The organism is Caulobacter sp. GW821-FHT11E11, from assembly GCF_058808315.1.
In genome coordinates, this window is the sequence record NZ_JBXARO010000001.1 from 729,096 (window position 1) to 746,022 (window position 16,927).

Here is a 16,927-nt window from a genome sequence, read left to right on the forward strand (position 1 = left end):
CATTCCCCCGACCTTGGCTATGCGCCCACTGTCCGGCCCCTGACGATGGGATGAACCCGTCGCGGTTGGAGGAAGCCCATGAAGTCGGTTCTCGCATCAGTGGCGTTCGCGTTCAGCTTGGCCGTTGTCGGCTCCGCATCCGCCCAGACGGCGCCGCTCACCGGCTCCGGCGGCTCGATCCAGTCCCCGCTCTTCAAGGCCTGGATCGCCGACTACCAGAAGGCCGGCGGTGAGCCAATCGCCTATACTGGCCAGAACTCGGCCTTCGGCATCAGCCAGATCGAGAGCAAGGCCGCCGACTTCGGCGTCACCGCCATGCCGCTCTCGGACGCCGACCTGAAGGCCAAGGGGCTGTCCCAATTCCCGTTCGTGATCAGCGGCACCGTGCTGGTCACCAATGTCCCGGGCCTGGAGAGTGGCAAGTTGAAGCTGGACGCGCCGGCCGTGGCGGCGATCTTCCTCGGCAAGATCAGCAAGTGGAACGACCCGGCGCTGAAGGCTCTCAATCCGGGCCTTGATTTGCCCGACTGGCCGATCACCGTGGCCCACCGCAATGATCCCGCCAGCATGAGCCTGCTGCTGACCAGCTACCTGTCGTCGGTCAGTCCCGAGTGGAAGGCCGGTCCGGGCGCCGGTGAGACCGTGGCCTGGCCGATCGGCCTGGGCGGCAAGGGCAATGCCGGGATCAGCGAGATCATGTCCGGCACCATGGGCACGATCAGCTACGTCGAATACGCCTATGCCCTGGACCACAAGCTGGATTTGGTGGCGCTGAAGAACCATGACGGGGCGTTCGTGACGCCGTCGCCGGCCGCCTTCTCGTCCTTCGCCAGCGGCGCGCCGTGGACGGCGACCAAGGGCTTTGGCGTCCAGACCCTGGACCGGCCGGGCAAGGCGACCTGGCCGCTGGTGCTGGTCAGCTACGGCCTGCTGCGTGATGACGCCGCGCCCGACCGGGCCAAGCGGGTGCGCGACTTCTTCACCTGGGGCTATACGAGCGGCGACGCCGACATCACCGCCCTGGGCTATGCGCCCGTGCCGGCCTCGGTGAAGAGCGCCGTCCAGGCGCGCTGGAAGTAGTCAGTTCGTCGGCTCGTCCTTGTCCAGCACCGGCGCGCCGGCGGCGGGCTGGTGCGAGCGCAGGGGCAGGGCGGGGATCATCAGGATCACCGCCAGCCCCGCGGCGATCACGAACAGGGCCGCGACCATCACGCCGCTGACGGCGTTGATCAGCGCGCCCTGCAGCACCGGATCGGCGTGGGCGGCCTTGCCCTGAGCGGCCGCCTGGACGGCCATGCCTTCCAGCTTGCCCAGGTCCAAGCCTCCGCCCGGCAGGCTGGCCAGGCGCGCGGTCAGCAGGGCGCCGGCCAGGGCCGCGCCGACGGTCGAGCCGATCTGGCGGAAGAACTGGTTGGAGCTGGTCGCCACCCCGATGTCGCGCGGATCGACGGCGTTCTGGGTGGCGATGTTGAACAGGCTCTGGCCGGGGCCCAGGCCCAGGCCGACGAAGGCCAGCAACGCGCACAGCAGGGGCAGGCTGTGGATCTTGGACAGGTCGTGCAGCAGGAACACCGCGACCAGCAGGATGGAGGCGCCGGCGATCATGAACGGCTTGTACTGGCCGGTCTTGCTGACCATCTGGCCGGCGATCGTGCTGCTGATGATCAGGCCCGCCATCAGGGGCAGCATGGTCATGCCGCTGATCGTGGCCGGCACGCCCCGGCCCAGCTGCAGGAACAGCGGCAGGAACATCACCACGCCCATGAAGGCCATCGAGATCAGGAAGCCGGCCGTATTGGCCGTGGTGAACACCTTGTTCTGAAACAGGTGCATCGGCAGGATCGGGTTGCTGACCTTCATCTCGACGAAGACGAAGGCGGCCAACGACACGGCGGCCAGAGCGAACAGGCCCAGGCTCTGCGGTGACGACCACGCGAAGTTGTGGCCGCCCAGGCTGAGCGCCAGCAGCAGCGGCACGAAGGCGGCGATCAAGAGGCCCGCACCCAGGAAGTCGATCTTGCCCGAGCGGCGATGCTCCAGCTTGGGCATCTTCACGATGACCATGAACAGCGAGAGCAAGGACAGCGGCAGGTTGACGTAGAACACCCAGCGCCAGCCAGCGACCAGGTGGGGCCCGATCTGCACCGTGCCGTGGTCGGTAAAATAGCCGCCGATGATGGGGCCGAGCACGCTGGCCAGGCCGAACACCGAGCCGAAGATGCCGGCGAACTTGCCCCGCTCGCGGGGCGGATAGAGGTCGGCGATGATGGCGAAGGCGGTGGTGAACAGCGCCCCGCCGCCGATGCCCTGCAGGGCGCGGAACACGATCAGCTGGACCATGCCGGGCATGCCCAGCACCGTGCCGAACTCGCCGGCCAGGCCCGACAGCCAGGAGCCAGCGAGAAAGATCGAGATGCCGGTGATCAGCACCGGCTTGCGCCCGAAGATGTCGCCCAGCTTGCCCCAGATCGGCACCATCACCGTCGAGGTCAGCAGATAGGCCGTGGTCACCCACGAATACAGATTGAGGCCGTTCAGCTCGGAGATGATCCGCGGCATGGCGGTCGAGACGATCGTCTGATCGAGCGCGCTGAGCAGGAACACGATCATCAGCGCCGTCAGGGTCAGGCGGCGCTCGGCGTCGGTAAAGGTTTGGCCAGTGGAGGTTTGGGAGGTCATCAGGGCCTTGAGAGCGTGATAGCCGGGCGGTCCGACTACCACGCTCCCATGACGGGCAGTAGGCCTTAGTGGTCCTTCTTAGCCCCGCGCTTGCGCGACAGCATGTTCAGGCCCTCGACGCCGGCCGAGAAGGCCATGGCCGTGTAGATGTAGCCCTTGGGCACGTGGGCGCCGAAGCCCTCGGCGATCAGCACGGTGCCGATCATCAGCAGGAAGCCCAGGGCCAGCATCACCACCGTCGGGTTGTTGTTGATGAAGTTGGCCAGCGGGTCGGCGGCCAGCAGCATCACGGTGACGGCGATGATCACGGCGATGACCATGATCGGCAGGTGATCGGTCATGCCGACGGCGGTCAGGATCGAGTCGATCGAGAACACCAGGTCCAGCAGGATGATCTGGAAGATCGCCGCGCCGACGTTGGAGATGACCTGGGTGGCCTTGTCCTTCTCCAGCACGTCGTCGCTCTTGCCGGGGTCGACCGAGTGGTGGATCTCCTTGGTTGCCTTCCAGATCAGGAAGACACCGCCGGCGATCAGGATCAGGTCGCGCCACGAGAAGGCGGTCTCGAAGCCGGGCTCGCCATGCGAACCGACGGGGCCGGTGATGCCGAGGTCGAAGACCGGCGCGGTCAGGCCGACGATGAAGGCGATGGTCGACAAAAGGACCAGGCGCATGATCAGCGCCAGCGAGATGCCGATGCGGCGAACCCGCGTGCGGTGCTCGGGCGGCAGCTTGTTCGAGAGGATCGAAATGAAGACCAGGTTGTCGATCCCCAGGACCACTTCCATCACCACCAGGGTCACCAAGGCGGCCCAGGCGGCCGGGTCTGTGGCCAGGCTAAGGAGTTCGTTCATCGGTCCTCTCTATGGTTATCGGCTAAGCCGTCGTTCGCGTATGCGTACATGTAACACAGCGAGATAGGCGGGTAATGCTGATCTTTCCACCGTGGGGGATGGGAAGGCGGGCCCTTAAGGAACGACGTCAATGCAAGACGGCGCGAATATCAAGCCCCTGACCGCTCTCCGGTTTTTCGCCGCCTTCTGGGTGGTGATGTTCCACTATTGGCCCAAGCTGGACGTCGGCTTCACGCCGATGATCGCGACCAAGGGCTATCTGGGCGTCGAGGCCTTTTTCGTGCTGTCGGGCTTCATCCTGTGCCACGTCTATCTGAGTGGCTTCGGGGAGGGGCGGTTCCGCTACGGCGACTTCCTGTGGAACCGGCTGGCGCGGGTGTATCCGCTGCACCTGGCCACCCTGGTCGGCGTCGGGGCCATGGCGGCCGCCGGCACGATCGCGGGCCTGAACGTCGATCCCAACATCCTGTCGTGGAAGGCCCTGCCGGCCAATCTGCTGCTGGTCCATGCCTGGGGCTTCGCGCCCGTGGCGGGCTGGAACCACGCCTCGTGGTCGATCTCGGCCGAGTGGTTCGCTTACCTGAGCTTCCCGGCCTTCGCCTTCGCCGCCTGGAAGCTGCGTGATCGCCCGGTGGCGGCGGTTCTGGGGGCGTTGGCCTTCATCGCTGCGCTCTATCCGGCCTTCGAGGCCGTGGCCGGTTTCCCGCTGACGGAAGCGACCATCGCGTGGGGCGCGTTGCGCATCGTGCCGTGCTTCGCGCTCGGCTGCGCCCTGCACGCCCTGTGGCGTTCGGGGCGATTCCCCAGCCGACTCAGCGGCTATGGCGCCGCTTTATTGGGCATGGCCACGCTTGGCGCGGTGCAATTTAATGCCCCCGATCTGGTTATTGTGATGCTTCTTGGCGGCCTGATTTTCATGGTCGCGAGCCTCGCCCAGGCCGGTTTCGAGTTTGCTGGACAGTCAGTCTTCGTCTATCTCGGCGAGATCAGCTACTCGACCTACATGATCTGCATCCCGTGGAAGATCCTGGCCATCAATGCCGTGGCCAAGCTCTTCAATATCGAGAGCGACAAGTTGCCGCTGCTGGTCTGGATCGCGATTGTAGCCGCGCTGGTCCCGCTGTCGGCGATCTCCTATCATTTCATAGAAAATCCGTGCCGCGAGCGCATGAAGACCTGGGCTTCGAGCTGGAAACGGCGCCGCTTGGCCCTCGCAGGTGCGGCATAAACACTCTTTTCACCAGTCGCTGGCAGGGTTATCCCTTAGCCCAGTGACGCGGGGGAGTACCCACAGCATGACGAAACGGACAAGGGCCCTGCTGGGTTCCCTGGCCGCTGCCGCCATGATCAGCTTTGCGCCGGTGACGGCCAGTGCTGACGGCTATTGGCAGTGCGTGCCGTTCGCCCGTCTGATGTCGGGCATCCAGATCTTCGGCGACGCCCGGACGTGGTGGTCGCAGGCCGCCGGCAAGTACGACACCGGCTCAGTTCCCAAGATCGGTTCGGTTCTCTCGTTCAAGCCTACCGCGCGCATGAATCTCGGTCACGTGGCCTTCGTCAGCCAGGTGCTGACCGACCGGGTCATCCAGGTGACCCACGCCAACTGGTCGATCATCGAAGGCGATCGCGGCCAGATCGAAAAGGACGTCACCGTCGTCGACGTCTCGCCCAACGGCGACTGGACGCAGGTCAAGGTCTGGTACGACCCGATCCGCGACCTCGGCACCAGCGTCTATCCGACCAACGGGTTCATCTATCAGGACGCCCAGGCGACCACGATCGCCGTCGCGACCAGCAAGATCGCCATGGCCCAGAACGCCGTGGTCTCGGCCGCCAAGCAAGCCGCCAACCAGGTGGCCAATTCGGTCCGTTCCTCGCCGCTGGACATCATCGGCCAGGCCGCCGACTCGACCGATCGTATCGCCGCCCTGCTCGATGCCGCCGCCAATGGTGGTTCGTCGAACGACAGCAGCAACAACAAGCAAAACGCGCCGCGTTGACCTAGAGCACGGGCCGGGGCACACCCGGCCTGTAGCCAGGACGCGCGACCATGCTGAGAATTCTCCGTCACGGCGCTCCGGGCTTCGAAGCCGGTGGCCTGTCGCCTGACTGGCGCGTGCCCGCCGACGCCGTCTGGATCGAGCTGGTCGACCCTACCCGCGCCGAGGAAGTCGCCGTCGAGCAGTCGATCGGCCTGCTGCTGCCCACCCGTGAAGAGATGGCTGAGATCGAGGCCTCCTCGCGCCTCTACCAGGAGGACGGCGGCACGTTCATGACCGCCACGGTGCTGGTCAATGCCGACGGCGACCTGCCGACAGCGGCTCCCGTCACCTTCGTCCTGGCCGGCAACCGCCTGGTCACCATCCGCTATGTCGAGCCGCGCGCCTTCTCGGTGTTCGCCGCCCAGGCCGAGCGCCAGCCCAGCCTGTGCCCCAACGGCCTGCAGACCTTCCTGGGTTTGCTGGACGCCATCGTCGACCGCACCGCCGACATCCTCGAGCGCACCGCCGCCGAGGTCGAGATGCAGTCCCAGGCCATCTTCGGCCGCCCGCGCGGCGCGGCCTTCGAGCAGATCCTCAACCGTCTGGGCCGGTCGCAGAACGTCAATTCCAAGGCCCGCGACAGCCTGGTCAGCCTGGCCCGCCTGATCAGCTTCGCGGCCTTGGCCGAGCAGTTCGACGGCTCCAAGGACCTGCGCGATCACCTGAAATCGCTGCAACGCGACGTCCAGTCGATCACCGACCACTCCAGCTACCTGGCCGGCAACATCACCTTCCTGCTCGACGCGGCCCTGGGTCTGATCAACATCGAGCAGAACTCGATCTTCAAGGTCTTCTCGGTCTTCTCGGTGATCTTCCTGCCGCCGACCCTGGTGGCCGGCATCTACGGCATGAACTTCGTCCACATGCCCGAGCTGCAGTGGAAGGAGGGCTACCCCATGGCCCTCGGCATGATGATCCTGGCCGCCGGCGCGCCGCTGCTGTGGTTCAAGCGCAAGGGCTGGCTCTAGAAACCGCGACTTTCGGCCGCGGTCTGAACGTTTGCTTAAAGCTGATGTGACACGGTGAGCGTCGTTTCCCGCGTATCCCATCAGCTTCCTTCCGAGCGTCTTCAGACCGCACGATGTCGACCGCCGCGTCCTCACGACCCAGCCTGATCCGCAATCTTCACGCCTCTGTGGTGCGGGAGATGGTGGAAGCGCATGGGCGTTACATCAAGGGCCTGCCCAAGGGCCGGCGCGCGGTGCTGCAGTACGTCAATCTGAACAATTACGAGCTGGATGGGGTCGATCTCTCCGAAGCCGACCTGACGGGCGCCCTGCTGGGCGGGGCATCGCTGCGCGGCGCCAAGCTGACGCGCGCGACCCTGTACGGGACCGACCTGCGCGACAGCGACCTGCGCGACGCCGACCTGTCGCGCTGCGACATGCGTGGCGCCTGCCTGCGCGGCGCGAACCTGGGCGGCGCGAACCTGGCCAATTGCGACCTGCGCGAGGGCGTCACCGCCGTGCAGGACGACGAGAAGGGCCTGCGGATCCTGGAGCACTCCAAGCGGCCGGGCGAGCTGGACTACGCCATGCTGCAGGGGGCCAACCTGAATGGCGCCCAGATGTCGGGGGCGTTCGCGCGCCAGGCCGACTTCACCGACGCCGACCTGTCGAACGTCACCCTGCAGGGCGCCAAGCTGACCAAGGCCTGCATGGACGGGGTCAACCTGTCGGGCGCCAATCTGCACAATGCCGAGATGTCCCAGGTGTCCCTGCGCCGCGCGGTGATGGTGGGCGTCGACGTCAGCGGCGCGGACCTGCGCGACGCCGACCTGACCGAGGTGCTACGCGCCCCGCCGCCGATCATCTATGTCGACGACCAGCCCCTGCACGAGGTGCTGGAGGCCCACGAGCTGTTCTGCAAGACCGATGGCCGCGACGGCAAGGTCGGGGTGCTGACCGACGTCGACTTCCGCCCGCTCAAGCGCCTGAAGGATCGTCGGCTCAGCGGCCTCTACGCGCCCAAGGCGGTGTTCTTCGGCATGGACCTGGAGAACGCCCAGCTGCAAGGCGCGAACCTGGCCGGCGCCGACCTGCGCGGCACAAAGCTGAAGGGCGCTGACCTGCGCGGCGCTCGGCTGATGGACGCCCAGCTGGCCCGCGCCGACCTCTCGGGCGCCAAGCTGGGGCCGCTGAAGATCGGCGAGGACCGGGTGATCCGCACCGACCTGACCCGCGCCGTGCTGCGCGGCGCCAATCTGCGCGGCGTCAGCGCCCAGCGTGCGCGCTTCATCGAGGCCGATCTCTCCAGCGCCAAGCTGGACGGCGCCGACCTGACCGGGGCCGAAATGCCGACCGGTTTTAGCGGCGCCTAAGCATCTGTCTCTGCGTTGCAGTCGTATCTGTCGGTGATCCGACACGAGACTTCTGTAGGGAGGCAGTATGATCCACGCCCTGACCCCAATCACGCTGCTCTGCGTGCTCACCGCCGTGAGCCTCGCCACTAAGGCCGGCGCCCAAGATCGTGGCCAAAACCGTACCGTCGTCGGCGGCGCAGTGATCTACGCCCCGGCCTACCAAGGCGCCGAGGACTATCGCGTCCTGCCGTTCCCGGTGATCGACCTGAAGTACGGCCGCTTCTTCGCTAGCGCGCGCCGGGGGATCGGGGCCAACCTCGTCGATGGCGACACCGTGGATGTCGGAGCCAGCGTCACCTTCGTGCCGGGTTACCGCCGTCGCGACGCGCCGGCCGGCATCGGCCGGGTGTCGGGCGGGGCCGGAGCGCGGATTTCGGCCGACGTGAAGGCCGGCATGCTCGTGGCCAGCCTGGGCGCGACCAAGGTGCTGTCGGGCGATATCGATGGCGCGCTGGTCGATGCGACCCTGGCCATGCCGTTCCGCCCCTCCGACCGGCTGGCCATCATTCCTAGCATCGGCGCTACCTGGGCCGACGGGGCCTATACCCGAAGCTATTTCGGCGTCAGCGCCGCCCAGGCGACGGGCTCTGGCCTGGCGGCCTATCGGCCCGGCGGCGGCATCAAGGACGTCTCGGCCTCGCTGACCGCCAGCTATCGCCTGACCGATCAGGTCAGCCTGGGCGCGACGGCCTCGGTGAGCAAGCTGACGGGCGACGCCCGGAAGAGCCCGATCGTCTTCGACCCGACACAGCCGTCGGCGGTGCTGTCGGTCTCCTACCGGTTCTAGCGGATATCCGTGCACTGAAGCCTTGCGGTGGGCGTTAACCTTGGTGTTGATGCACGCGAAACCACCGGAGTCTTCGATGTCGCGCCTGTCCTGGATCGCCGCTGCCGCCACCGGCGCGCTGGCCCTCACCGCCTTGGCGGGCGCCGCCCACGCCGCCGCCCCGCGCTTCGTGAAGACGGCCTGCGTCGGCGACTACAAGGACGTCGACCTCAAGGTCCAATGCGGCAACCTGGTCGTCGACGAGACGCGCGGCGATCCCAAGAGCCGTCGCATCACGGTGGCCGTGGCCATCGTCAGGGCGGCCCAACCCAAGGCCGGTCTGCCGCCGGTGGTCTATCTGCACGGCGGTCCCGGCGGCTCGGCCCTGAAGGGCCTGCCGCGCATGCTCAAGAGCAAGACCTCGCGCGAATTCGTCGCCGCCGACCAGGACTGGATCTTCATCGACCAGCGCGGCGGGGGTCTGTCGAACCCTAACCTGGACTGCCCGGGCACGAACCTGACCGACGCCGGCCCGCCGTCCGACAAGGACGCCGACGGCATCGTCGCCTGCCTCAAGGCCTTCCAGGCCAAGGGCGTGAACCTGTCGCGCTACAACGCCGTCGAGGTGGCCAAGGACGTCCAGGACTTGCGCCAGGTGCTGAAGCTGCCGCTGATCGACCTGTTCGGCGGCTCGTACGGCACCCGCATCGAGGCGGCGATCCAGACCCACGCGCCGCAGGGCGTGCGGGCCGTGGTCCAGGACTCGCCCTGGCCGCCCGAGGCCGACTGGACCATCGGCGGTCCGGCCATGGTCTCCAGCTCGATCGACATCGTCATGGCCAAGTGCGCGGTCGTGGCCGAGTGCGCCAAGCGGTATCCCGACCTGAAGGCCAAGCTGGCGGTGGTCGCCGAGCGCTGGCTGGCCGGCCCGCAGACCATCAACGGCAAGACCTACAACGCCGACGACCTGGGCGGCTATCTGATGGACGCCAGCTACTTCACCGCCGGCGTGCTGCCGCGCGACCTGTGGAAGATCATCCAGGGCGACGTCTCGCCGGTCGCCGACTTCGTCGAGAGCCGCGACTACTACAGCGAGGGCCAGTTCATGACCCACCTGTGCAAGGAAGAGATCCCGTTCGAGGCCCGCGCGGACGTCGCCAAGGGCACGGAGAACGACCCGGTCGCCCGCCTGATGGTGGTGTCGATGCAGCGCATCCACGACGTCTGCAAGGCCATCGATGTCGGACCGATCTCGCCTGTCGAGCAGGCCCCGGTGAAGACCGCCATCCCGACCCTGTTCCTGGCCGCCGAGATCGACCCCGGCTGCCCGCCTGAACTGACCAAAAGCGCGTCCAAGGGCTACCAGGGCTCGCAGGTGGTGATCGTCACCAACGCCACCCACGGCGTCAGCCGCGGCAGCCCCTGTGCCCGCAAGGCGATCCGGTCCTTCTTCCAGGACCCGACCAAACCCGTCGACCGCAGCTGCCTGCCGGCGGCGGATGAGGCGATGATGTTCACGTACGAGTAGTGGGTGCTGAAGCCACTACCCAAATCACCGTCATTCCCGCCCTTGTGGCGGGAAACCCTGGTTCAGCTGACACGTGAGGCGCTAGCGAACTGCTGAGCAGTCCGCCCCTCCTGCACGTGCGGCGAATAGAGGGGTTCCCGCCACAAGGGCGGGAATGACGGAGTAATTTTTGACAGTAGGGAGCTCTTCGCCCCCTACATCTTCTTCTTCAGCGGCAGCAGGTCCGGATACACCGCGTCCCGCTTCTGGGCCTTGGCGGTGAAGGCCTCGGCCATGTGCGGGCCCGAGAACATGCCGGTCTGCCAGGTGGCGATGTAGTCGAGGGCGTCGGCGATGGTGTGGTCGCGGGCGTAGTTGATCATCACCTTGCTGCCAGCGACGGCCAGGGGCGACTTTTGCGCGATCTCGCGCGCGGTCGCCAGGGCGTGGTCGACCAGGGCCTCGTGGGTGTCGAACACCTCATTGACCAGGCCGATCTCCTTGGCGCGCTGGGCGGGCAGGCGGCGGCCGGTGTAGGCCAGTTCGCGCACCCAGCCCTCGGGGATCAGCTTGCACAGGCGCGGGAAGGTGCCGACGTCGGCGGTCATGCCGATGTTGATTTCCTGGATCTGGAAGAAGGCGTCGGCGCTGGCGTAGCGGATGTCACAGGCGCTGACGAAGTCGACCGCCCCGCCGATGCAGCCGCCCTGGATGGCGATGATCACCGGCATGCGGGCCTTGTCCAGGCAGCTGAAGCTGTCCTGCAGCACGTGCACGAAGCGGCGGAAGCTCTCGGCGGCCACCCAGCGGTCGCCGTCGCGGGTAGCGGTAACGCTCTCGTCGTCGGTGAACACCGAAAGATCCATGCCGGCGCTGAAGTGCTTGCCGGTAGAGGAGATCACGATGCAGCGCGCCAGCGCGTTGTCGTCAATATGTTTTACAATTGCGGGAAGCTCGTTCCAGAACGGCCGTGTCATGGTGTTCATGGCTTCGGGCCGCTTCAACTGGATGTGCGCGACACCGGCCTCGATCTCGACCTTGAAACAGCTATAGTCCGCTTGATCTTGACCGCTCATGCCCGGGTTCTCCCTTATCATTGATAACGGACTATCGACCGGGGCGAGGGCGGCGACAACATTGACCTGACGGAAGAGGAACTCCGCCATGACCACCCGCAAATTCTCCGCCGCTCTTGCGATTGCCGCCACGGTTGGTGGGCTGGCCGCCGCGCCCGCGCCGGCGCTGGCCCAATCGCGTGGCCTGGGCGGCCTGTTCGCCTGCGAAGGCTCGGGCGGCAAGCAGGAAGGCGGGGCCCTGATCGGCGCGGCCGCCGGCGCCCTGCTGGGCAACAAGGTCTCCAAGAAGAACAAGACCATCGGGACCCTGGTCGGTGCGGCCGCCGGCGCGGCGGCGGGCGGCTATATCGGCTGCCGCATGCAGTCGACCGACGCAGCCCTGGCCGAGCAGGCCACCAAGAAGGCCCTGGAAACCGGCGTCGCCCAGACCTGGTCCAACAGCCGCACCGGCAATTCGGGCCGCATCAGCGTGATCTCGTCCAGCTACGGCCCGCCGGTCGACGGTCGCTCGCTGCGCTACGCCTCGGGCGTGCAGAGCCTGCCCAGCTATGAGGCCGCCGGCGGCGCCTATGTCGCCAGTTCGAACGCCAACCTGCGCGGCGGCCCGTCGACCAAGGCCAAGGTGGTCGGCAAGGTCGCGGCCGGTGAAAGCTTCGACGCCCTGGGCGTGGCCCCGACGGGCGGCTGGGTGCTGGTGGGCCGCGGCGGCTACGCGGTCGGCTACGCCGCTGCCTCGCTGGTGCGCCCGACCGGCCAGCAGGTCGCCAGCTGCCGGGTGATCGACGCCTCGGTCGCCGGCGGCGGCCAGGGGACGTCCAGCCAGCGCTACAGCGCCTGCAAGGACAACCGCGGTGAGTGGCAGGTGACCCAGGCCTAAGGTCTAGAGGTCCACCACCTCGCACTTCAGGGTCTGGCGGATGCGATCCGCCACGATCTGGCGGTGACAGCAATTGGGGTCGTCCTCGTAGCAAAGGAGGGCGACCCTTTTTGTTTTGGCCAGCTCCGTCGCCTGGGCGAGCGCCAGGACGGCCTCGGGCTCTTCCAGGTGGGCGTTGAAGATCTGATGCATCTCGTCGATGCGCCCCGCCCGCGCGGCCTCGCGGCCGGGCTTGGGCGTGCCCAGGGGGCGCAGGTGCAGATAGTCGATGCCCTGGTCCTTGAGGCTGCTTCCCAGCAGCGTTTTGGAGAAGCCGGCCTTGCGCGAGCTGGCCACGGCGCGGACGTCGATCACCAGCTGGACATCCGCCGCCTTCAGCCGCTCGATCATGCCGCCCTGGGTGCTGGTCTCGTAGCCGATGGTGGCAAGCTTATTCATCCGTGTCTCCATGGACGCGCGGTCGTCGCGGGCCTACCTTAACGCCCATCAGTCTCAAGGAGCCACGCCCATGGACGCGGCCGTCTTTCGCGAACCTCGCAAGCGCGCCGTGGCCGTCCCCGGCGGCGAGATCGCGGCCCTGGAGTTCGGGCCGACGGATCGGCCGATCGACGTCGTCTTCGTGCACGCCAACGGCTTCAACGCCCAGACCTACCGCGTGCTGCTGTCGCCTCTGGCGGCCGGCCTGCGGGTCCTGGCCATCGACCAGCGCGGCCATGGCGGCACGACCCTGGCGGTCAATCCTGACGGCCGCCGTTCGTGGCGCGACCTGCGGGATGACCTGATCGGCCTGCTCGACGCCCTGGACGGACCGCCGCTGGTGCTGGCCGGCCACTCGATGGGCGGCACGGTCAGCCTGCTGACGGCCGCCGAGCGCCCGAACCGGGTGAAGGGCCTCGTTCTGCTGGATCCGGTGATCATGCCGTGGCTGGCGACCCTGTGCGCCAGGGCGCCGTGGACCTCGGGCCGGCTGTGGAAACACATGCCGCTGGTCCAGTCGGCCCTGCGCCGCCGGGCGGTGTTCGACAGCCGCGAGGCGGTGTTCGCCGGCTACAAGGGCCGAGGCGCCTTCAAGACCTGGCCCGAGACCATGCTGGCCGACTATGTCGCTGGCGGCTTCGTCGAGCGCGACGACGGCCAGGTCGAACTGGCCTGCGCGCCTGCCTGGGAAGCCTCGAACTACGCCGCCCAGGCCCACGACCCCTGGCGCGCGGTGCGCCAGGTGAAGGCCCCGGTGCGGATCCTGAAGGCCGAGAAGCATTCCACCTGCATGGCCGGCGACGGCTTCGCGCGGCGCGGCAAGGATGTGCGGATCGAGGTGATCGAGGGCACGAGCCACTTCCTGCCCATGGAGCGGCCGGATGTGGTGCGGGACGCGCTGTTCGATATGGCGACGGCTTAGAGCGCCAGCCCCTCGACCTCGTGCTTGGCCAGAGCTGTCCGCGCCGCGTCGGTCACCGGCACCACCTTGCGCGCGTCCAGGTCGAAGGTGATCGCCACCGCCTCGGAGGCGCCCCACGGCTCGCCCGTCGCCGGGTCGAGCATCCAGTGGGCCACGCGCATCGTACGGCTGTCGGTGCTGACCAGGCCCGAGCGGATGTCGACGCGGTCGCCGGCGCGTGGCCAGGCCAGGTAGGCGATGCGGTATTCGAGAACCGCGCCGCCCATGCGGGCCGGTTTGTACTCGGCATGCTCGACCACCACGTCGCGGAACGGATGGATGAAGGCGCCGATGCCATCCGAGACGCGGCCGATGAACTGCTCGGCGCGCATGCGGCCGAAGACGTCGCAGTCCGATGGCAGGAAACCGCCCAGGCCGATGCGCGACAGGTTCAGCTGGTCGGCGCGCTCGAGGCTGGCGGTGGGCTCAAAAGCGGAAAGGTCGATGCTGCGGGCGCGGGCCTTTTCCGGGACCTCGACCTTCAGGGCCTCGGCGCGCTCGCGGGCGATGCGGGGCCAGGGGAAGGGCTGGCCCTCGCCGGGGGTGGCGTGGATCACGGTGGTCTGGAAGGTCGCCGCCAGTTCGCCCGAGGCCGGGTGGATCAGCAGCTGCAGGATCCTGGCGTCCGTTTCGCCCATCTCGATCACCCCGCCCAGCATGGTGAGCGGCGCGCCGGCATGGGCTTCGCGCAGGAAGCGGATGTGGTGTTCTTTCACCAGCAGGGTGGCGTTGGCATAGGGCGAGAAGGCGTGCGGCAGGCCCAGTTCGGCGGCCATGCCGATCAGGCCTTCCATGGCCCGCACGACGTAGTGGCGCACGTTCATGTGCCCCATCTCGTCGCAGTCCCAGGTGTTGACGCCACCGCGCCAGATCTCGACGCCGGGGAGGACTTCAGCGGTCATACGGCGTCTCGAACGAGGGTGAACGGTCGTTCGAGTCTAGCGGGGTTCGCGCGAGCTCCGCAATCGCGGCGCTATCGCTTGAACGTGTCGCCGATTTCCTTGGCGTCGGGGCCATCCGGCCCTGCGCGCTTGCGGGATTCCTCGCCGGTCTTCTCGACAGCCTTCTTGCCGCCCAGCGCCGTGAAGTCGCCCAGCGGTTCGGCCTCGTTCTTCTCGCGGCCGTCGGTATTGGACTGCTGCGCCATGGCGATCTCCCTTTTGCCTAAAGACAACCGTGCGCGGCGGGGGAGGTTCCGATCAGGCGCCTTGGCAATCGGCGCAGAGGCCGTGGGCCTCGATGGTGACGGCGGTCAGGGCATAACCGGCCGCGGCGCCGGCGGCGATGATCTCGGCGCTGGCCTTGGGCTCGATCTCGCGGGTCGCGCCGCAACAGTCGCAGATCAGGAAGGCGGCGGCGTGGCCGTCGGCTTCCTTGCGGCAGGCGACATAGGCGTTGAGGCTCTCGATCCGGTGGGCGAAGCCCTGCTTCTCCAGGAAGTCGAGGGCGCGATAGACGGTCGGCGGCTTGGCCGGCGGGCCGTCGCCCCCGAAGGTCGAGATCAGGTCATAGGCCTTCACCGGTTGGCCAGCCTGCAGCAGCAGTTCCAGCACGCGGCGGCGGGGCGCGGTCAGGCGCTGCTCGGCGGCCGAACAGCGGGCTTCGGCCGCGTGGAGTTCGGCGGCGAGCGCGGCGCCCGCGACGCCGTGATTGTGATGATCGTGTCCGCAGGCGGAACCGGTATGGGCCATGGCCTAGAGGTAGAGGCCCGCGAACATGTTCGCAACTACCACGGGGTTTTCGCGACCAGAGCTTGCTCGACCGAGCACTGGGCGGCGGGGGCTGCAACGGCGCTGCTGCGAACCTGCGCCAGTTCGGCGCGCACGCCGTCCAGGTCGTCACGGAAGGCCTTGGAGCCATGCAACGCCGCGACCAGGGCCGAGGCGTTGGTGCGACCGGCCTCGACGGCGCTGGCGTTGTGCACGCCGCAGACCACGCGGCTCTCACCGAAGGCGCGGGCGCGGGTCAGGATCGCGGTAGCGTGGGCGGGATCGGCCTCGGCCAGGATCAGGCCGACGGTCCAGCCCCAGGTGGTGTGGCCCGACGGATAGTCCGGGCTCTTGGCCAGGCCCGCGGTCTTGTCGACGCAGATCGGACCCTCGTCGATCAGGTAGGGGCGCTTCCTCTGATAGAGGTCCTTGGGCTTGTTGACCGCGTCGATCACGTCGAAGCGCAGCTTCATCAGCAGGCCAGTCAGCTTTGGCAGCTTTTGCGGATCGGGGGTGAAGCCCAGGGCGCAGCTGAAGTCGGCGACGATCTTGCGTTCGTCGACGTCGTTCTGGGCCGGGGTCCAGCGCGGGCTGTCCTTCAGGGCGCGGGTCGCCAGGAACACCTTGCGGTCGGCCTCGTAGCGCGGCTCGCCTTCCTTGGGCGCGGGCGGCAGGACCTGGGCGGTGTCGATGGCGCCGGCCGGCAGGTAGCCCTTCGGCGCGGGGGCGTCCTGGCGGGCGAAGGCCAGGCTGGAGGCGGCGACGACCATCGCCGCGCCGGCGGCCAGGGCGAGCTTGATGCGCATGGACGGGATCCTCGGTCGGGTCATTGCAGCGGCGCGCTGAGCAGGTTGGCCTCGGCGGTGCAGCGGCCCGGCTCGGGAGGCGTCGCCTTGGCGCGGGCGGCGTCCAGCTCGGCGCGCACGGCGGCCAGGTCGGCCTTGAAGGCGTCCGAGGCCCACAAGGCGGCGAACAGGCCTTCGGCGTTGCGCTTGCCGGCCTCGACGGAGCTGGCGTTGTGCACGCCGCAGACGATGCGGCTTTCGCCAAAGCCCCGGGCGCGGGCCAGGATGGCCTCGGCGCGATCGGGCGCGGCCTCGGCCAGGATCAGGCCCACGGTCCAGCCCCAGGTCGAGTGGCCGGACGGATAGTCGGGCGACAGCGAGAAGCCCAGGCCGGGCTTGATGCACAGCGGACCGTTCTCGGAGCGGAACGGACGCGGTCGGCGGTACTTCATTTTCGGCCCCGCCACCGCCGGGCGCACGTCACCGCTGACCCGCAGCAGCATGGCCGCCAGCTTCGGCGTGCTCGCCCTCGTCGGGGTGAAGCCCAGCGCGCAGGAGAAGCCGTCGAGGACGTTCTCCTCGACATTGTCGGCCTGGGCCAGGGACCAGCGCGGAGAGCCTTCCAGGGCGCGGGTGGCGCGGAAGATCTGGCGATCCTTCTCCGCCTGGGGCGAGCCCTTGGCGGGCGGCGGATCCAGATGGGCGCGCGCGTCATAGACACTCTTGGCCAGGTAGCGGCTGGGCGCAGCGGCGTCCCCGCTCAGCGTGGCGCAACCCGTCAGGGTCAGGACGGCGACGAGGGCCAGAACACGCATATGAAAAAGGGCCCCCG

Annotated in this window: 18 protein-coding genes; 9 read left to right on the forward strand and 9 right to left on the reverse strand. The window is 67.9% G+C overall.

Annotation, left to right across the window (positions count from 1 at the left end; genetic code table 11):
* Positions 1–78: 78 nt before the first annotated feature.
* Positions 79–1,080 (forward strand): phosphate ABC transporter substrate-binding protein PstS, encoded by a 1,002-nt coding sequence (gene pstS / locus AC1RR5_RS03660; protein WP_492919726.1) that lies wholly within the window; start codon positions 79–81, stop codon positions 1,078–1,080.
* Here the strand turns inward: pstS and AC1RR5_RS03665 are convergent, their stop codons facing one another.
* Both AC1RR5_RS03665 and AC1RR5_RS03670 read right to left on the reverse strand, forming a co-directional pair.
* Positions 1,081–2,679, reverse strand: a complete 1,599-nt coding sequence (locus tag AC1RR5_RS03665; RefSeq protein WP_492919727.1) for an MDR family MFS transporter — start codon at positions 2,677–2,679, stop codon at positions 1,081–1,083.
* Positions 2,680–2,744: 65 nt separating this feature from the next.
* Positions 2,745–3,533: a TerC family protein gene (locus AC1RR5_RS03670; RefSeq protein WP_492919728.1), complete on the reverse strand. Its 789-nt coding sequence runs from the start codon at positions 3,531–3,533 to the stop codon at positions 2,745–2,747.
* A gap of 130 nt (positions 3,534–3,663) precedes the next feature.
* On the opposite strand from AC1RR5_RS03670, the gene AC1RR5_RS03675 reads away from it, so the two are divergent.
* The 6 genes from AC1RR5_RS03675 to AC1RR5_RS03700 all read left to right on the forward strand — a co-directional run bounded on the left by AC1RR5_RS03675 (position 3,664) and on the right by AC1RR5_RS03700 (position 10,231).
* A complete protein-coding gene (locus AC1RR5_RS03675; RefSeq protein WP_492919729.1) occupies positions 3,664–4,761 on the forward strand; it encodes an acyltransferase family protein in 1,098 nt (365 codons plus the stop codon).
* A gap of 67 nt (positions 4,762–4,828) precedes the next feature.
* Complete coding sequence (locus AC1RR5_RS03680; RefSeq protein ID WP_492919730.1) at positions 4,829–5,533, forward strand: CHAP domain-containing protein; 705 nt, start codon at positions 4,829–4,831, stop codon at positions 5,531–5,533.
* 50 nt (positions 5,534–5,583) lie between these two features.
* On the forward strand, positions 5,584–6,543 hold the full coding sequence (locus tag AC1RR5_RS03685) for a magnesium transporter CorA family protein (RefSeq protein WP_492919731.1): 960 nt from the start codon (positions 5,584–5,586) through the stop codon (positions 6,541–6,543).
* Between the two features lie 113 nt (positions 6,544–6,656).
* Complete coding sequence (locus AC1RR5_RS03690; protein WP_492919732.1) at positions 6,657–7,895, forward strand: pentapeptide repeat-containing protein; 1,239 nt, start codon at positions 6,657–6,659, stop codon at positions 7,893–7,895.
* Positions 7,896–7,962: 67 nt separating this feature from the next.
* Positions 7,963–8,724, forward strand: coding sequence for a MipA/OmpV family protein (locus AC1RR5_RS03695; protein WP_492919733.1), 762 nt, complete (start codon positions 7,963–7,965; stop codon positions 8,722–8,724).
* 76 nt (positions 8,725–8,800) lie between these two features.
* The gene (locus AC1RR5_RS03700; RefSeq protein ID WP_492919734.1) at positions 8,801–10,231 is read left to right on the forward strand and encodes an alpha/beta hydrolase; all 1,431 of its coding nucleotides are present in this window, start codon (positions 8,801–8,803) and stop codon (positions 10,229–10,231) included.
* Positions 10,232–10,425: 194 nt separating this feature from the next.
* Here the strand turns inward: AC1RR5_RS03700 and AC1RR5_RS03705 are convergent, their stop codons facing one another.
* Positions 10,426–11,286 (reverse strand): crotonase/enoyl-CoA hydratase family protein, encoded by an 861-nt coding sequence (locus AC1RR5_RS03705; protein ID WP_492919735.1) that lies wholly within the window; start codon positions 11,284–11,286, stop codon positions 10,426–10,428.
* Positions 11,287–11,374: 88 nt separating this feature from the next.
* Here AC1RR5_RS03705 and AC1RR5_RS03710 point away from each other — a divergent pair, with 88 nt between their 5' ends.
* Positions 11,375–12,163 carry an SH3 domain-containing protein gene (locus tag AC1RR5_RS03710; RefSeq protein ID WP_492919736.1) on the forward strand — a complete coding sequence of 263 codons (789 nt, stop codon included), beginning with the start codon at positions 11,375–11,377 and terminating at the stop codon, positions 12,161–12,163.
* 3 nt (positions 12,164–12,166) lie between these two features.
* Here the strand turns inward: AC1RR5_RS03710 and AC1RR5_RS03715 are convergent, their stop codons facing one another.
* Positions 12,167–12,601 (reverse strand): DUF488 domain-containing protein, encoded by a 435-nt coding sequence (locus AC1RR5_RS03715; RefSeq protein ID WP_492919737.1) that lies wholly within the window; start codon positions 12,599–12,601, stop codon positions 12,167–12,169.
* Positions 12,602–12,671: 70 nt separating this feature from the next.
* Between AC1RR5_RS03715 and AC1RR5_RS03720 the strand changes: the two genes are divergently transcribed.
* The gene (locus AC1RR5_RS03720; RefSeq protein WP_492919738.1) at positions 12,672–13,562 is read left to right on the forward strand and encodes an alpha/beta fold hydrolase; all 891 of its coding nucleotides are present in this window, start codon (positions 12,672–12,674) and stop codon (positions 13,560–13,562) included.
* Here the strand turns inward: AC1RR5_RS03720 and AC1RR5_RS03725 are convergent.
* The 5 genes from AC1RR5_RS03725 to AC1RR5_RS03745 form a co-directional block, all read right to left on the reverse strand.
* Entirely contained in the window at positions 13,559–14,503 is a 945-nt protein-coding gene (locus AC1RR5_RS03725; protein ID WP_492919739.1) for a thioesterase family protein, read from the reverse strand. The genes AC1RR5_RS03720 and AC1RR5_RS03725 overlap by 4 nt on opposite strands.
* A gap of 71 nt (positions 14,504–14,574) precedes the next feature.
* Positions 14,575–14,748 carry a hypothetical protein gene (locus AC1RR5_RS03730; RefSeq protein WP_492919740.1) on the reverse strand — a complete coding sequence of 58 codons (174 nt, stop codon included), beginning with the start codon at positions 14,746–14,748 and terminating at the stop codon, positions 14,575–14,577.
* Between the two features lie 52 nt (positions 14,749–14,800).
* Positions 14,801–15,292: a transcriptional repressor gene (locus AC1RR5_RS03735; RefSeq protein ID WP_492919741.1), complete on the reverse strand. Its 492-nt coding sequence runs from the start codon at positions 15,290–15,292 to the stop codon at positions 14,801–14,803.
* Positions 15,293–15,327: 35 nt separating this feature from the next.
* Positions 15,328–16,116, reverse strand: a complete 789-nt coding sequence (locus tag AC1RR5_RS03740; protein WP_492919742.1) for an acid phosphatase — start codon at positions 16,114–16,116, stop codon at positions 15,328–15,330.
* Positions 16,117–16,136: 20 nt separating this feature from the next.
* The gene (locus tag AC1RR5_RS03745) at positions 16,137–16,910 is read right to left on the reverse strand and encodes an acid phosphatase (RefSeq protein WP_492919743.1); all 774 of its coding nucleotides are present in this window, start codon (positions 16,908–16,910) and stop codon (positions 16,137–16,139) included.
* Positions 16,911–16,927: the final 17 nt, after the last annotated feature.

Excerpts from the sequence above, each read along its gene's own strand:
- AC1RR5_RS03680 (WP_492919730.1), top strand. The coding sequence starts at position 4,829 with ATGACGAAACGGACAAGGGCCCTGCTGGGTTCCCTGGCCGCTGCCGCC.
- AC1RR5_RS03735 (WP_492919741.1), bottom strand. The coding sequence starts at position 15,292 with ATGGCCCATACCGGTTCCGCCTGCGGACACGATCATCACAATCACGGC.
- AC1RR5_RS03725 (WP_492919739.1), bottom strand. The coding sequence starts at position 14,503 with ATGACCGCTGAAGTCCTCCCCGGCGTCGAGATCTGGCGCGGTGGCGTC.
- AC1RR5_RS03685 (WP_492919731.1), top strand. The coding sequence starts at position 5,584 with ATGCTGAGAATTCTCCGTCACGGCGCTCCGGGCTTCGAAGCCGGTGGC.
- AC1RR5_RS03740 (WP_492919742.1), bottom strand. The coding sequence starts at position 16,116 with ATGCGCATCAAGCTCGCCCTGGCCGCCGGCGCGGCGATGGTCGTCGCC.
- AC1RR5_RS03745 (WP_492919743.1), bottom strand. The coding sequence starts at position 16,910 with ATGCGTGTTCTGGCCCTCGTCGCCGTCCTGACCCTGACGGGTTGCGCC.
- AC1RR5_RS03690 (WP_492919732.1), top strand. The coding sequence starts at position 6,657 with ATGTCGACCGCCGCGTCCTCACGACCCAGCCTGATCCGCAATCTTCAC.
- AC1RR5_RS03675 (WP_492919729.1), top strand. The coding sequence starts at position 3,664 with ATGCAAGACGGCGCGAATATCAAGCCCCTGACCGCTCTCCGGTTTTTC.
- AC1RR5_RS03670 (WP_492919728.1), bottom strand. The coding sequence starts at position 3,533 with ATGAACGAACTCCTTAGCCTGGCCACAGACCCGGCCGCCTGGGCCGCC.
- AC1RR5_RS03720 (WP_492919738.1), top strand. The coding sequence starts at position 12,672 with ATGGACGCGGCCGTCTTTCGCGAACCTCGCAAGCGCGCCGTGGCCGTC.
- AC1RR5_RS03730 (WP_492919740.1), bottom strand. The coding sequence starts at position 14,748 with ATGGCGCAGCAGTCCAATACCGACGGCCGCGAGAAGAACGAGGCCGAA.
- pstS (WP_492919726.1), top strand. The coding sequence starts at position 79 with ATGAAGTCGGTTCTCGCATCAGTGGCGTTCGCGTTCAGCTTGGCCGTT.
- AC1RR5_RS03710 (WP_492919736.1), top strand. The coding sequence starts at position 11,375 with ATGACCACCCGCAAATTCTCCGCCGCTCTTGCGATTGCCGCCACGGTT.
- AC1RR5_RS03700 (WP_492919734.1), top strand. The coding sequence starts at position 8,801 with ATGTCGCGCCTGTCCTGGATCGCCGCTGCCGCCACCGGCGCGCTGGCC.
- AC1RR5_RS03705 (WP_492919735.1), bottom strand. The coding sequence starts at position 11,286 with ATGAGCGGTCAAGATCAAGCGGACTATAGCTGTTTCAAGGTCGAGATC.
- AC1RR5_RS03695 (WP_492919733.1), top strand. The coding sequence starts at position 7,963 with ATGATCCACGCCCTGACCCCAATCACGCTGCTCTGCGTGCTCACCGCC.
- AC1RR5_RS03665 (WP_492919727.1), bottom strand. The coding sequence starts at position 2,679 with ATGACCTCCCAAACCTCCACTGGCCAAACCTTTACCGACGCCGAGCGC.
- AC1RR5_RS03715 (WP_492919737.1), bottom strand. The coding sequence starts at position 12,601 with ATGAATAAGCTTGCCACCATCGGCTACGAGACCAGCACCCAGGGCGGC.